Source organism: Nocardia sp. NPDC060255, assembly GCF_042727395.1.
In the GTDB taxonomy this organism is placed as follows: Bacteria; Actinomycetota; Actinomycetes; order Mycobacteriales; family Mycobacteriaceae; genus Nocardia.
The window spans coordinates 1-13,532 of sequence record NZ_JBHXAU010000015.1; the positions used below are offsets into that span (position 1 = coordinate 1).

The window sequence follows — 13,532 nt, forward strand, 5'->3', positions numbered from 1 at the left end:
CAATGCCCAATGTCCACAGAACCGGGATCCCGAGCAGGAAACCGAGTACCAGCAAGACGACACCCAACGTAATAATGACGAACTCCTAACCGTGGTGCTCTCGCATCGCATCCGATCGGCTGCGCTGCGAGAATCTGTGATCGACCAGCTGATACCCCGCGTTGTTGATCTCAAACCGGCGACGCGACTGCATCTGCCACACTGAAGTCAGCCTGCGTGGATGCGGACTTGCGCTACTTATCGTGTATCGCCAGGAGGCTGATTTCCGAAGAAAGTCAGCAATCGCGCGGTCAGCCACAGCGGTTGTTCTTCGGGTACGAAATGTCCGCAGTCCGGGATGGTTTCGAGTTGCATGGCGTCGGTGTAGTCGGGGTAGCTGTGCGGGATCCCTTGGGAGAGAGGGTCCTCGGCGCCGTTGAGGTGCAGTGTCGGCACTCGTAGCCGGAGCAGGCGGTAGTGCCGAAGGAAGTGCGGGACTTCGTGGGCTATCACGTTGCGGTTGAAGGCGGTTGTCGCCGTATAGGCAGCGGGGGTGTGCATGCGCTGTTGATATACCTCGATCTCGTCGGCACTGAACCGGCCGTGGTGGCGCCATGCGTGCAGGCTTCGTTTACTGAGCCAGTCTTGCAGTGAAGGTGAATTCCCTTGTAACGCAAGCAGGTATACGTGCCAAGGGCCCAGGACTGCTGGAGGCCGGACGCCGTCGGCGGTCCATGGGTGGACCCCGGCTATGGCCACGAACTGCTCGAACCGATCAGGCCAGTTGAGACATGCGCGGTAACCGGCCACCAGTCCCCAGTCCCGCCCGACGAGCCGAGCCCGATGCATTCCCAGGCGATCCATCAGTTCGATCAGATCGCGCGCCAGCCGTTCGAAGGTGTACCCGCGGGCACTTCCCTCCGACCAGCCCAGTCCGCGGATGTCGGGGCAGATGACGTGGTACTGCCGGGCCAGCGGACCGATCAGGTGGCGCCATTCCCACCAGTGTTGCGGCCATCCATGCAGCAAGATCAGCGTTTCGCCCGCACCTGCCTCGGCATAGTGGATGCGCAGGCCGTCGATCCGCACGAATCGGTGCACCACGTCGGCCTCGATATCAGACGAGAGTGATTGCAGCACAAGGGTTTCTGGGTCTCTCAGCGGTGTGGTCACGGTGTCTCCTATCCGTCGCCGGGCCCCGGAATCGACGGTACTATATAATTTTAAAGTAAGCACTAGATGATTCAGTATCCAGAGGAACCGAGATGTCGAAACGCTCCTACAACCAGTACTGCGGGCTATCTCGCAGCCTCGACCTTGTCGGCGAGCGCTGGACGCTGCTGGTCGTGCGCGAGCTCATGGTCGGGCCCAAGCGCTACTCCGATCTGGTCAACGCCCTCGACGGCATCGGCACCAACCTGCTCGCCACCCGCATCAAACAGCTCGACCAGGACGGCCTGATCGTCCGCAAACATCTACCGCCCCCGGCCGCCTCACAGGTCTATGAACTGACCCCGGCGGGTCGTGAACTTGCCGCCGCCCTCGTCCCGCTGGCTATGTGGGGATTACGTCATCGGTTCGACGAGCCGCGTCGGAGTGACGAGAACTATCGCGCGGAGTGGACGGTGGTATTTCTGGCGGCCCTGATCGACCCGGCCGCCACGACAGCGATGCATCGGGTCGTCCAGTTCCGCCTCGACGACTCCGCTGCGACACTGGTTATCGACGACGGCCGAGTGTCGGTGACTCCGGGGGCGGTCGACCACGCCGACGTGGTAGTCACCACTGACCTGAAAACACTCGCCGAATTCGCAACCCGCGCCCCGGCTTCCGACTTCACCAAGGTTGCCGAATGCCTCACTGTCGAAGGTGATATGGCAGTCGCACAGTCATTCTTCGAATTGCTAGTCGGCAGCGGGACCGGATAACCCCTGGGTTGTAAAGTCCTTTGACGGCCGTCCTCAACCCGATCGCACTGGCCAACTGTCCCGATCAAGAGGCGCGATCATCGGCAGAAGCGGACGCTCTGCACCGCAGCTGATCTCGCCGCGCAGAACGCCCGCCCAGCGGCTAGTTACCGGATGGGTGATCGGCCCAGGGCTGCGCTCGTGATCAACCGGAAGCCAGGCCACAAGCCCAGACCGAGTAGCGATACTGACTCAACCGACCGGCTTCAGCATCCACAGAAATTCGGCTGCGAGGGCGTCGCCCTTGATCGACTCGCAGTCGGTGGCAGTTCGGATGCTGCCGACAGCACCGGTGCTGCTCGGGCCGCCCGCATAGGTGAACGCCTGCCAGCACCGGGCGGGAGTACCGCGTGAGTACGCCTCTCGTTCGATCACTCCTCTGTCGGAGTGCCCCGCTATGGTGACGTACTTCCACCGCTGTTCACTCAGACCGCTGTACCCGCAGTCGACGCCCCGCAGCCGCACGGCGCCCTCGAATGACTCGGCCAACAGGCATTTCTGGGTGGCGCCGTTGCGGACGCGTGTCCCTTTCACCCCGTCCACCGCCACCCACGTCTGGTCGGTGCTGACCGGGCTGGCGCAAGGCTTCAGAACGACAAGCTCGCCCTCCGCACTCAAGCAGGTACCGGAAACCTTCACATTGGTAATGCTGAAGCCCTGTGGGGCAGCGGGCCAATCCGCCGACGCCGGACCGGCTGCCACGACACCGCCGAGCACGACCGCACCAACGGCAGTCCACACGAACCTTCGACGCGAGATGCCACACGAATTCCGCACCACGACAAGTACCTCCGAGCCTCGGTTATGGGCAAGCAGAGCTTTCAGATGATTCGGTGCACCCCACGTCACGCAGACGCTCCTTCTGGCATTGCACCGATGAGGTTTTGGATCTAGACAGGACAACAAGGTCCTGTCTGCTCATGCAGTATTCGGTACCGGTCGAGCAAGGGATTGGCCGATCGCACGGCACAGTTCCAGGAGTCGTACCGGCGACGTACTGAAATCGGCAAGAGCGGACGTTGAGAAGCTCTGCCGGTCAATCATTCTGGACCACTGACCAACGCCCGGCTCGCGGCATAGAAAGACGTTTAGTGCGTCGATTCCGTCCGCTGTGTGTAGGCAGTCGGTGGTGCGGCTACCCTCGCGGGCCAGTGTCCGCTGCCGGACTTATCACCCACATCCGCTGGTCCCCGACCAGTCTGGCGACATCGCACGCGCCCCATGGACTCCACCAGGCGCGCGCCGAGTGCATCGCGCACTCACACCATGAACCCGCCATCTTGATATCCAGAGGCGCTGCCCAATCCTGTTGAGGTGCGGGGATACTCGACGTATGGGAGCGATTGCGGAGCAGCTGTTGACTTCGGTTGGACTGGTTGTGTATGCGGCGGCGATGTTTTTGGGGACGGCTTGGCGCGAGCGGGCGAAGTGGCGGCGCAGGCAGGATGTGCGGTTGGCGGCGTATGTCGATTACTCGAATGCGCTAGAAGAGTATGTGCAGGTGGCGTATCGGCTTGCGGCGGCGCATGAGTATCCGGCGGTCAGTCAGCCGATCGAGGTCGAGGCCGGGCTGGTGGCGTTGGCCCAGGCCGACGCTGTTCGGACGGTGAAGTGGGAGTCGCTGAAGTTGCTGGGGTCCCGCGAAGCGATTGCGGCGGCGCGTAGTTGGCATAAGGCGGCGTGGGAGCTCAGTTGGATTGCGCGGAGGCAGACGATGAGTCATGCCGAGTACATCGGTAAGCATGAGGAGATGGGGTGCAGGCGGAACGAGTTCTACACCCGCGCGCGAGCCCATCTCGGGGCGCGTAATGGCGACCATGCGTGGCTGTCGCAGCTGGAATCCGGAAACGGTGAGGGCGGCCGATAGCGAAGCTGCCTCCAACGTCACCGACGCAGGTAATACCGCTGCTGACGCCGCCGACGCCTTCGAGGCCGCTCGCGAAGCCGAGAAGGACCCTACCTGGCCAATAAGGCAGCCGAAGCTGAGGAGAAGGCCGTCAAACGTCTAAGGCGGCCTGGGGTAAACCTGAACTGGTAAAGATCCCGCGACTTACAGCAGCGCAGTCGTAGGCATCGCACGCTCGGCTCCTTCTACACTCAGCGCCCGTTTCTCGCGGAATTCGGTACTGCGCGCGGCGTTGCGCCAACACCGCATAATCGGCAGAAGAGTGTGTTCGGTGGGCGCGCCGATGCAGTGGGGCACGCCAATCGGTGACGTCAGTTTTCGCGGATATCGACAGGATTCGACTGTGCTGGCGCGACGCCACATTCGACCGATGAGCGATCTCCGATTTCGCCAGTACAGCCGATACGACCGGCGGGATCGATCTGGCGACCGTACGCGAATGGTCGTGGTATGACCGTGATTCGAAAGTGCCCGGCCCCGTCGGCGCCCCAGTTTACGCCGGGCACCGACGAGAGCCGGACCCTGACACCCGGTCGTCGGTGCTCAAGAGGCTACGGCATCCGCAGCCCCTCGCCGCTAATCCTCGTTGATGGTCTTGTTGGCCTGCACGCCCATGTCGTTCGCGCCTTTCGTGCTGAAACCGACGCCGATCCGCAGCGGTCCGAGATCAGCTTTATTCTCGGCATTCCCGACTTCGACGGTGATCACATGGATCTGGGAGGCACCGGTGCACTTCACCGGGGTCGGCTTGGTGGAGAACAAGCTATCGGTGTCGTCGTCTGGGCCGAGTAGGTCGCCAGTGGCCCAGACGTCGAACCCGTCCTGTTCGGAGCAGGTGTAGTCGGCGGGTGACAGCGTGGACCCTAACCGGTGGCGGGAGGAGTCAGGCTGGAGTGCTGGGCTGATTTGTCTCGGACAGTTGGCGTCTCGGCGGACGGTGTGCGTATAGCGCCGTCCCACAAGGAAACCCAGTGGTATCGGTGAACCGTGGCCTGGCGGTTCGCGTGATCCCTATATGGCCGGATGAAGGGTCCGGCCCGGTCAACTGAACTGAGAGAAAGTCATGAAAAAGCCTGTCGCCCTGTTGTTCGCTGTCGCGATGACAACCGTCGGTGTGGCGGTCGCATTGCCGGCAAGCGCGTCCGCCGCCCCGCGGGCGGGCTGCCTCGTCGACGGGGACTGGTCCGGTGTCACCGGCCACCCGCCGCACCTGAACCTGCACGGTGAAAATTCCTGTCCCCCGGGGGTTCGAACGGCGATCGGCGCTCACGTGTTCGCCAACGGGGTGTTGGTAGGGCAGCCGGGCAGCGGCGGCCCGAACCTCGACTGGTTCCACCTCTGCAACGGCACCGCGCCCACCGACTGGAGGGCGGAATGGAACGACGGCGTCCATGTCACCACGGGGCGCTTCAACTGCGGATGATGCCCGCTCCGGCTGGGACGCAGCGGAGTCATCTGGGTGGGCCTGGTCGGGTGACATCGAGCACCACGAAATGGTTGCGCTGAAGGCGATTTGAGCAACCATTTCGCCAACACCGTTGTTGGATAACACTTCTCGGTGTCGGCTCAATTGCTGGTCGGCTCCGTCTGCTACCGCGAATTCACCACGGGCGCGCTACGGCAACGCAGCTGGGCCGGACTACGCATCGACCGTCACCCCCGCGCCTCGAACGCGAGCCACAGCCCTGAGGGATTCTCGCGGCGGGTCGGCGAAACCCGGTGCCGCTGGGATGAAATGGCCCGCACCGGGCGCTACGAATCGTCGCCCCGAGCGTGTCGGCGCGGTCAGATGTACAGGGCGCGGCCGCCGTCGACAAGGAGGCGTTGGCCGGTGACGAAACCGGCTTGTTCCGAGGCGAAGAACCCGACGGCGTTGGCGACATCCGCGGGGGTGCCCAGGTGGCCGACCGGCACCGTGACGCGGTAGGCCTCGACATCGACTTCGGCTACGGCATAGTGGCGTTCGACCGGAATGAAGCCGGGGGCGACGGTATTCACTGTGATGCCGTAGGGCGCGAGTTCGCGAGCCCAGCTACGGGTGAGCCCGATCTGCGCGTTCTTGGCGGTGCCGTAAGCGGATCGGCCCGGTGGAGTGCGGTCGGCGACCTCGGAATCGATCTGCACGATGCGACCGAACCGGCGTTCTCGCATACCGGGTATCACCGCGTGGCCCAGCAGTATCGGGCTCTTGACGAAGAAATCGAGCTGGGTGAGATGATCGGCCCACGAGACCGCGGTCAGTGGCGCTTCCGGTTGCGGGCCGGTCGCATTCAGCACCAGCACGTTCACCGGACCAAGGGTGCCGGTGATCCTGACGACGAGGTCGTCGACCTGTTGCTCGTCTGTGATGTCGGCCGACATGGCCTCGGCGACACCGCCTTCGGCACGGATGGTGTGCACGACCGCCTCCGCCTTGTCGCAGTCATGTAATCCGTTGACCACCACGGCCGCCCCGTCGGCGGCAAGCCGCCGCGCGATCGCGCTGCCCAAACCGCGCGAACTCCCCGTCACCAACGCCACGCGCCGATCCGGCGTCACCATCTCTCGATCATGCCACGTGCCGGAGGCACCGTGCCCTGGGAATCTGACGTGTGATGGATCGAGTCACCCCGCCAAAGTCAAGGTCTATCCCGCGGACAGGAGCCAGAAATTCGGCGCGGACGATGTCCTGCAGGTGAAGCCGTTTCTCCTCGATGGCAGCGGCAAACCGATTGCCGAACAGACCGAGAGACCCTGCTGAAAGGGTGGGCCCAAGTTCTCGAATCCTACGTGCCACAGTGACTAGATTCGTCATCCGATGGACCATCACATTGGCATGGACGCGTTGAGAAGTGCTGTCAGCCAGTCAATTTGGATGGTTGACCAACGCGCCATGTGGCAGAAGCGGGTGTTAGGGCCGGAGGGGGCAGGGTTTCTCCGGATGTGTGTATTGTCGGCGCCTGCGTAAGGTTCTGGGTTAGTCCGGCGTCGACAAGTTAGCGGTCCGCGCTGTCGGTCGGGTGATGAGGAGGGGCGCGATGACATCGCCAACAGGCAGTGCTGGACGTACCTATGTGGTCACCGGTTCGGCATCCGGAATCGGCGCGGCGACTGCCGCGTTGCTGCGTGCACGCGGTGCCGGGGTCATCGGATGCGATCTCGACGACGCCGAGGTCCGGGCCGATATCTCTACGCCTCGGGGACGTCGCTCGCTCGTCGACCAGGTCAGTGCGCTGGGGCCGGTCGATGCGGTGCTGGCGATCGCGGGCGGCGGCCGGACCGGCATGCTGGAGACGAACTACTTCGGCGCTGTCGCGACATTGGAGGGTCTTCGTCCGCTGCTGGCACAAAGCGCCGCGCCGCGGGCGGTAGTCGTGTCCTCGACCTCATCGCTGGCACCCGCGGACGAGCGGATCGTGCAGGCATGCTTGGCCGGAGACGAAGCTGCCGCGGTCGCGTATCTGGCGAACGATCCGGCCACCGGTGGCGCGACTGCTGGTTACGGGACTGCCAAGCGCGCCTTGAACCGCTGGGTGCGCAATGTCGCTCCCACCGAGCAGTGGGCCGGGGCCGGTATCGCGCTCAATGCTGTTGCCTCCGGCGTCGTCGACACTCCTGCGGCAGCGTGGATCTTCGCTGACGACAACGTGCGCAAGGCAGTCGAAACCGCTGCGCCACAACCTTTCGGCGGGTTTCCGGGCCGTCCGGAATGGGTGGCAGAACTCATCTGCTGGCTTTCCAGTGCGGCCAACCGTTTCGTCACCGGTCAGGTCGTCTTCGCCGACGGCGGTGCGGAAGCAGCGGCGCTCGGCGACCGTCACTGGCGGTAGTCCGTACCCACCGATTCAGTCCACGAGATGAGCTCTGCCCGTTCATCTTCGACCGACCGGCGGGTGGCACGGTCGTCGGCATTGTGGGGACCTCCACGGAGTCGGCCAGGTCCCCGATTGGCCCGGAGGATGCGGGTAATTCGGACTGGAGTCTGATATGGCGTAGTACCACAGTCCAATGTGCTTGCGGGCCTGGGTTTCCTACCGTCAGATTATGCGTATACACATTTTCGCTCTCCCGATCTGCGCGGCCGCAGTACTCCTGTCCGCCTGCACGACGCACCCGGCCGAGGCGGACCCTTCGGTTGCTCTCGTCCGTGTGGACAAGGTGCGTGGCGACCTCGACGCGCTGATCGGCTCGGGCGCTGTCGGCGCCATCGCCACCCTGACCGACAACGGCACCACCACTGTCGCGACCGCCGGCCGCACCGATACCACCGCACGAACCCCGATCCCGACCGACCGTCCCGAGCACGTCCGGATCGGCAGCATCACCAAGACTTTCACCGCCGCGATCGCCCTGCAGCTGGTGGCCGAACACCGAATCGACCTCGACCAACCGATCGACACGTATCTGCCCGGCCTGCTCACCGGTGACGGCGTCGACGGACGCACCATCACCGTCCGCCAGATCCTGGGCCATCGCAGCGGGCTGCCCGAACCGGCCGAATCCCCCGCCACGAACGAGCACACCGCGGCGCAGGACGGCCGAACCTACACTCCCGCACAGGAAATCGCACTCGCCCTGCAACAGCCCGCGCAGTTCGCCCCCGGCACCCGATTCCAATACGCCAACACCAACTACATCGTCGCCGGCATGCTGATCGAGGCGGTGACCGGACACGGCTACGCCGACGAGTTGCGCAACCGCATCCTCACTCCACTGGACCTGTCGGACACCTACCTACCGGCCACCGGCGAAACCGGTTTGCGCGACCCGCATCTGTCCGGCTACGACACCGTCGATGGCACCGTCACTGACCAGACGCTCATGGAACCTTCGCTGCCCTGGGCCTCGGGCGCGCTGATCAGCACCGGCGCGGACCTGAACCGATTCTTCACCGCACTGCTGGCCGGGCAGGTAGTACCGCAGTCCCTACTGCAGCAGATGCTCGACGGCAGCGACATGGGCAACGGTGACGGCATGTCCTACGGTCTCGGCCTCGGCTACACCCAACTACCTTGCGGCGCACAATATGTCGGCAATGTCGGTGGTGTCCACGGGTTCACCGCCATCTCCGGCGCCACCGCAGCCGGACGCGCAGTCACCATCTCCTTCACCGGCACACCCACGGCCCTCGACATCGGCAGCTTGCTGGACCACGCACTGTGCTGGTGACCATCCCGAGCGCGTCTCGGCGGCGGGCAGACTCTATAGGGATTGGTACCTGAAGAAATGCGGTGCGCCCGAAACAGGCAACGCAGGATGATGATCCGATGCCCACCCTGCTCTCGTGTATGGATCCGCTCAACCAGCGCCGCACCGATCCTCATTTCGCCGCCGAGACAGCCACCGCCCGAGCACTCGGCGCGGACATCGGGCTGATCGACCACGATCTGCTGCTGGCAGGCGACGCCACTGCGGCGGTGCGTTCCGTGCCACGCGATCGCGGACCGGCCTGGTATCGCGGCTGGATGATCCCCTCGACCGCATATGCGGCACTCGCCGCCGCCCTCGCCGCCCGCGGCACACCCCTGATCGTCACCCCGGCGTCCTACCAGGCAGCACACGAATTACCCGGCTGGTACCCAACATTCACACCCCTGACCCCGCCAAGCCGCTGGCAGCCCAACTCGCCGAACCAGGTACCGGACACCGCCACGCTGTCGGCACTGGCCGCCACACTCGGCACCGGCATCGTCAAGGACTACGTCAAATCAGCCAAACACGCCTGGACGGAAACCGCCAACGAGATCGCAACCCGCACACTCGACGAGGTGCGTGCGGTGATGGGAACGGCGTACTGAGATGCGCGACAGGAATGTAGACATCGTGGCGGCGGCTCCGACGTTCGGGTATGGATGAGTCAGTCGGACGCATCCGCAATCGCCGAGGAGCAGCGATGAAATACGTGATCCTGATTCACTCCAACCCACAGCCCTGGGGACATCCGACGGGCGATTATCTGCCCGAGTTCCAGGCGATGCCGCAGGAAGAACGGGAGCGGATGACCGCCGATTTCGAGAAGTTGCTCGGTGAGATGCAGGAGAAGGGTGAGTTGGTGACGGGTGAGGCGCTCGGGGCACCCGAGTCGTCGCGGCTGTATCGGTGGGCTGACGGGAAACCGCTGGCAACCGATGGTCCGTATTCGGAGGCCAAGGAACATTTGGCCGGGTTCTTCCTGATCGATGTCGAAAGCCACGCGCGCGCCGAGGAGATCGCGGCCCAGTTCGCCGGTCCTGGCGAAACTGTCGAACTGCGGCCGACGATGTGGCCGGGCGGCGACGACCAGTGAGTAATCGGGTGGTGGAGGACGTGTGGCGACACGAGTCACCGCACGTCCTCGCCGCCCTGCTGCGCAGGCATGGCGACCTCGGTGACTGTGAGGACGCTGCTCAGGAGGCGGCCGAGGCGGCGACGGTGCAGTGGTCGCGCGACGGGGTGCCCGCGAATCCGCGCGGCTGGCTCATCACCGTGGCATCGCGACGGTTGATCGACCGGCTCCGAGCCGACAGCGCACGGGCCGGGCGCGAGGAGGCGGTGGCCGTCGCACAGCCGAGCGACGCGCACCTCGTGCCGTCGGCGGAACCAGGCGACGACATGCTGCAGATGTTCGTGCTGTGCTGCCATCCGAGCCTGAGCCGCTCCTCCCAGGTCGCGTTGACCCTGCATGCCGTCGGCGGGTTGGGCGTCGGCGAGATCGCCGCGGCCTACCTCGTTCCGCAACGCACCATGACGCAACGTCTCACCCGAGCCCGGTCCACCTTGCGGTCGGCCGGTGCGGTGTTCGAACTGCCGAGCCGATCGGACCTGCCGGCGCGCATAGCGTCCGTCCTCGATGTGTGCCATCTGCTGTTCACCGAGGGCCACACCCGCTCCGCCGGTGGCGCGCTGGTAGACAGGAATCTGACCGACGAAGCGATCCGGCTGACTCGCCAATTACATTGTGCGATACCGGATCACGACGAGGTCGCGGGCGCACTGGCGCTCATGCTGCTCACTCACTCCCGAGCCGCCACCCGCACCGAGAACGGCAACCTGATCCCGCTGGCCGAGCAGAACCGTTCCCGGTGGGATCGCGACCTGATCGCGGAGGGCGTCGGCATCCTGGAGCGGGTCCTGCCCCGCGGCCATGTCGGCCGGTTCCAGTTGCAAGCGTCGATCGCCGCCGTGCACGCGGAGTCACCCACCTGGGCGAGCACCGATTGGCGCCAGATCAGCGTGCTCTACGACATGCTCGACAGCGTCGCACCCGGCCCGATCGTGACACTCAACCGAGCAGTCGCCCTCAGCATGGCCGTCGACCCGAAGCACGGTTTGGACCTGATCGCACCCCTGCTCGACAACCCGGCCATGCGCCGTCATCACCGCACGCACGCGGTACGCGCACATCTGCTGGAGATGATCGGTGACCGGCCCGGCGCCATCGAAAGCTACCGTCGCGCAGCACAACTCACCGCGAGCGTCCCCGAACAGCGCTACCTCAACGATCGCGTCCGCCGCCTCACCGACCCGGCCTAGTACACCTCCCGCGGCCGCTTGAACCACGCTCCCGCGCTGGCCCGCGACAACGTGATGATCACGGTGACCCCGACGATCAGGCCGAGCAGCCCCGGCGGCAGCTGCGCGCCTATCCCCGCCAGTCCGAAGAGCGCCTCGATCGAGGCGAGCACGATCACCGTCGTCCGCACCCCGTTCCCCGCGGATCCGAAGGCGAGCGCGAAACCCGCGATGATGATCGCGAACAGGAAGCCGGCGATGAGCCCGCCCGCCAGTTCGTACCTGCCGAGCGCCATCGCGACCACAACGAGCAGGATCCCCAAGGCGCCGAAGATGATCGACACCACCTGGGCCGCGCGCACCGACCCGGGCATCGTGGTCAGCGGCGGCGGGAACTGCCCATACGGGTTGCCGCCGTAGGGATTCGGCGGATATACCCCCTGCGGCACTGCCTGGTATGGCGCGTAACCGCCCTCTAGCGCAACAGGATAGGGTGGATATTCACCTTGCGACGCCCCGGGATACGACGCGAATCCGCCCTGCGGCGCGGCCAGATCAGCTTCGTATCCGCCCTGCGTTCCCTCATCCTGCGGCGGATGGGCCCCATACCCACTATCCGACGCCAGCGAGTACGACTGCTGATGCCCAACATACGACCCGTTCGCCGCTCTCCCCGGCGGATTCCACTCCGCAGCAGAACCCGAATCCTTGCCTACCCCTGCATCTTTCCCGAACTCCACCAAGGCCCCACCCCTTATTTCCGTACGGAGGCGACATGCTCCGCCCCCGGCCCACCCGCAGAACCGTACCAGTCCAATCCGACAGCTAACGCCCGAATTGTCCTGTAGTCGAAAGCTACGACGACCACACGTCCGCTCGCACACCCCGCATAGGCAAACCTGCACCCTAACTCGGGACCTGCACTGGCTTTAGGGCCCTATTCCGAGTGCAGATCCCGAGTGAGAGTGCAGATCTTCAGCGACAGCAACGGACATCGCGCACTGGAAGCCGGGTACGGCGCACGACAACACACTGCGATCCGGTCGGCGGCAGCTGCTGGGCAACTGCCCGGAACCTACTGCCCCACAGTCGATCCAGCACACACCCGCACGGAAGCGATCTCGAGTAAACCGTCGAGTTCGACCTTCCCGACAGTCTGCTTCGGGTCGACCCGGAGCCCGTCGCGGCGCACGAGGTCGAGGATGCGTTCGGCCAGCGGCATGACCATGTGACGGCCCCAGCACCGTTCCGAAGCGGGGCCGAACGGGAGGTAACCGGGGTGATTGTCGGGGTCGAGTCCATCCCATCGCTCGGGACGGAATTCGTCCGGAGCTTCCCAGAGCCGCGGGTCGCGCTGGCTGAGCAAGGGCAGCAACAGCAGGTCGTCTCCCCCACCTATCCGTGCGTCGACGGCCGGATACTCAGAACCCTTGAGGCGCAGAATATTCCAGGACGGCGGCAACAACCGCAGGGTCTCGAGCAGAATGTTCCGATTCGAGGTCTCCGGATCCAGCGGCGACGCCAGCCACAGTGCGCTGGTGACCAGGGCCGCCACCGTGAAACACACCGGCGCCGCGACCCGGCGATAGAGGTACATGGCGTACCGGCGATCGCGAAACCCATTGGCCTGGAACACCTGTGTCGCCAGCTTCGACAGCGGTCGCTGCTGACTCGTCCGGCCGATCAGCGCGGCACCCGAGGTGACCGCCGACCAGGTCAGCTTCGGAGTCAACTCGAGCCTGCGGTCGACCAGCAGCCGGAATCGGAAATCCTCACCGCCGAAGACGAGATCGCGAACGTAATCGTGCGCTCGCTGCGGCCAGACGCCGACGAGCGGACGATCGGCATCGAGTGGAGCCTTCAAAGCAGCGCGCACGTCCACGCTGACGGCCTGCATGAATGCGGCGGAATCGGCCCGGCTCACCGACCGTCGACGCACGGGCTTGAAGGTCGGTCGTTCGTCGTGCCGCGCGGGCCTGGCGCCGAGCACCGCGTCCAGCAGATCGGCTCCGGCAATGCCGATGGTGTCGGGCTCGAGGCGGAACAGGTCCTCGGCACGATACTTTTCGAAAAGCTCGGCGATTCGCGGCGCAAACACAACGGTCCGGATATCTCCGGCACTGTGCTGTATGGACATGACGAACTCCCGGATGACTGGACGGGACTCGCGCCCGCTACGGTAACCAGCGGGCGCGAGTGCGATAACCTCG

The 13,532-nt window shown here is 64.9% G+C and carries 15 protein-coding genes; 9 read left to right on the forward strand and 6 right to left on the reverse strand.

Annotation, left to right across the window (positions count from 1 at the left end):
• Nucleotides 1–205 (forward strand): hypothetical protein (locus ACFWF1_RS25695; protein ID WP_379292133.1); only part of this gene is annotated, 205 nt, incomplete at its 5' end.
• A 32-nt stretch (nt 206–237) separates the two neighbouring features.
• On the opposite strand, the gene ACFWF1_RS25700 is transcribed toward ACFWF1_RS25695, so the two are convergent.
• Nucleotides 238–1,152 (reverse strand): alpha/beta fold hydrolase, encoded by a 915-nt coding sequence (locus ACFWF1_RS25700; RefSeq protein WP_379292132.1) that lies wholly within the window; start codon nt 1,150–1,152, stop codon nt 238–240.
• Between the two features lie 92 nt (nt 1,153–1,244).
• Here ACFWF1_RS25700 and ACFWF1_RS25705 point away from each other — a divergent pair, with 92 nt between their 5' ends.
• Complete coding sequence (locus tag ACFWF1_RS25705) at nt 1,245–1,907, forward strand: winged helix-turn-helix transcriptional regulator (RefSeq protein ID WP_379292131.1); 663 nt, start codon at nt 1,245–1,247, stop codon at nt 1,905–1,907.
• Nucleotides 1,908–2,138: 231 nt separating this feature from the next.
• Here ACFWF1_RS25705 and ACFWF1_RS25710 read toward each other — a convergent pair whose 3' ends face one another.
• Nucleotides 2,139–2,687, reverse strand: a complete 549-nt coding sequence (locus ACFWF1_RS25710) for a hypothetical protein (RefSeq protein ID WP_379292130.1) — start codon at nt 2,685–2,687, stop codon at nt 2,139–2,141.
• Between the two features lie 592 nt (nt 2,688–3,279).
• On the opposite strand from ACFWF1_RS25710, the gene ACFWF1_RS25715 reads away from it, so the two are divergent.
• Nucleotides 3,280–3,813, forward strand: coding sequence for a hypothetical protein (locus ACFWF1_RS25715; RefSeq protein WP_379292129.1), 534 nt, complete (start codon nt 3,280–3,282; stop codon nt 3,811–3,813).
• 615 nt (nt 3,814–4,428) lie between these two features.
• Here ACFWF1_RS25715 and ACFWF1_RS25720 read toward each other — a convergent pair.
• The gene (locus ACFWF1_RS25720) at nt 4,429–4,614 is read right to left on the reverse strand and encodes a hypothetical protein (RefSeq protein WP_379292128.1); all 186 of its coding nucleotides are present in this window, start codon (nt 4,612–4,614) and stop codon (nt 4,429–4,431) included.
• Between the two features lie 301 nt (nt 4,615–4,915).
• On the opposite strand from ACFWF1_RS25720, the gene ACFWF1_RS25725 reads away from it, so the two are divergent.
• Nucleotides 4,916–5,275, forward strand: coding sequence for a hypothetical protein (locus ACFWF1_RS25725; protein ID WP_379292127.1), 360 nt, complete (start codon nt 4,916–4,918; stop codon nt 5,273–5,275).
• A gap of 362 nt (nt 5,276–5,637) precedes the next feature.
• Here ACFWF1_RS25725 and ACFWF1_RS25730 read toward each other — a convergent pair whose 3' ends face one another.
• Nucleotides 5,638–6,393: an SDR family NAD(P)-dependent oxidoreductase gene (locus tag ACFWF1_RS25730; protein ID WP_379292126.1), complete on the reverse strand. Its 756-nt coding sequence runs from the start codon at nt 6,391–6,393 to the stop codon at nt 5,638–5,640.
• A 476-nt stretch (nt 6,394–6,869) separates the two neighbouring features.
• Here ACFWF1_RS25730 and ACFWF1_RS25735 point away from each other — a divergent pair, with 476 nt between their 5' ends.
• From ACFWF1_RS25735 to ACFWF1_RS25755, 5 genes are all read left to right on the forward strand, one after another.
• A complete protein-coding gene (locus tag ACFWF1_RS25735) occupies nt 6,870–7,661 on the forward strand; it encodes an SDR family oxidoreductase (protein WP_379292125.1) in 792 nt (263 codons plus the stop codon).
• Between the two features lie 214 nt (nt 7,662–7,875).
• Nucleotides 7,876–9,000, forward strand: a complete 1,125-nt coding sequence (locus ACFWF1_RS25740; RefSeq protein WP_379292124.1) for a serine hydrolase domain-containing protein — start codon at nt 7,876–7,878, stop codon at nt 8,998–9,000.
• 98 nt (nt 9,001–9,098) lie between these two features.
• Entirely contained in the window at nt 9,099–9,629 is a 531-nt protein-coding gene (locus ACFWF1_RS25745) for a hypothetical protein (protein WP_379292123.1), read from the forward strand.
• Between the two features lie 95 nt (nt 9,630–9,724).
• Nucleotides 9,725–10,117 carry a YciI family protein gene (locus ACFWF1_RS25750; protein ID WP_379292122.1) on the forward strand — a complete coding sequence of 131 codons (393 nt, stop codon included), beginning with the start codon at nt 9,725–9,727 and terminating at the stop codon, nt 10,115–10,117.
• Nucleotides 10,114–11,343 carry an RNA polymerase sigma factor gene (locus ACFWF1_RS25755; protein ID WP_379292121.1) on the forward strand — a complete coding sequence of 410 codons (1,230 nt, stop codon included), beginning with the start codon at nt 10,114–10,116 and terminating at the stop codon, nt 11,341–11,343. Before ACFWF1_RS25750 ends, ACFWF1_RS25755 begins: the two co-directional genes overlap by 4 nt.
• Here ACFWF1_RS25755 and ACFWF1_RS25760 read toward each other — a convergent pair.
• Nucleotides 11,340–11,771: a hypothetical protein gene (locus tag ACFWF1_RS25760; protein ID WP_379292120.1), complete on the reverse strand. Its 432-nt coding sequence runs from the start codon at nt 11,769–11,771 to the stop codon at nt 11,340–11,342. The genes ACFWF1_RS25755 and ACFWF1_RS25760 overlap by 4 nt on opposite strands.
• A gap of 626 nt (nt 11,772–12,397) precedes the next feature.
• Entirely contained in the window at nt 12,398–13,459 is a 1,062-nt protein-coding gene (locus tag ACFWF1_RS25765) for a cytochrome P450 (protein ID WP_379292119.1), read from the reverse strand.
• Nucleotides 13,460–13,532: the final 73 nt, after the last annotated feature.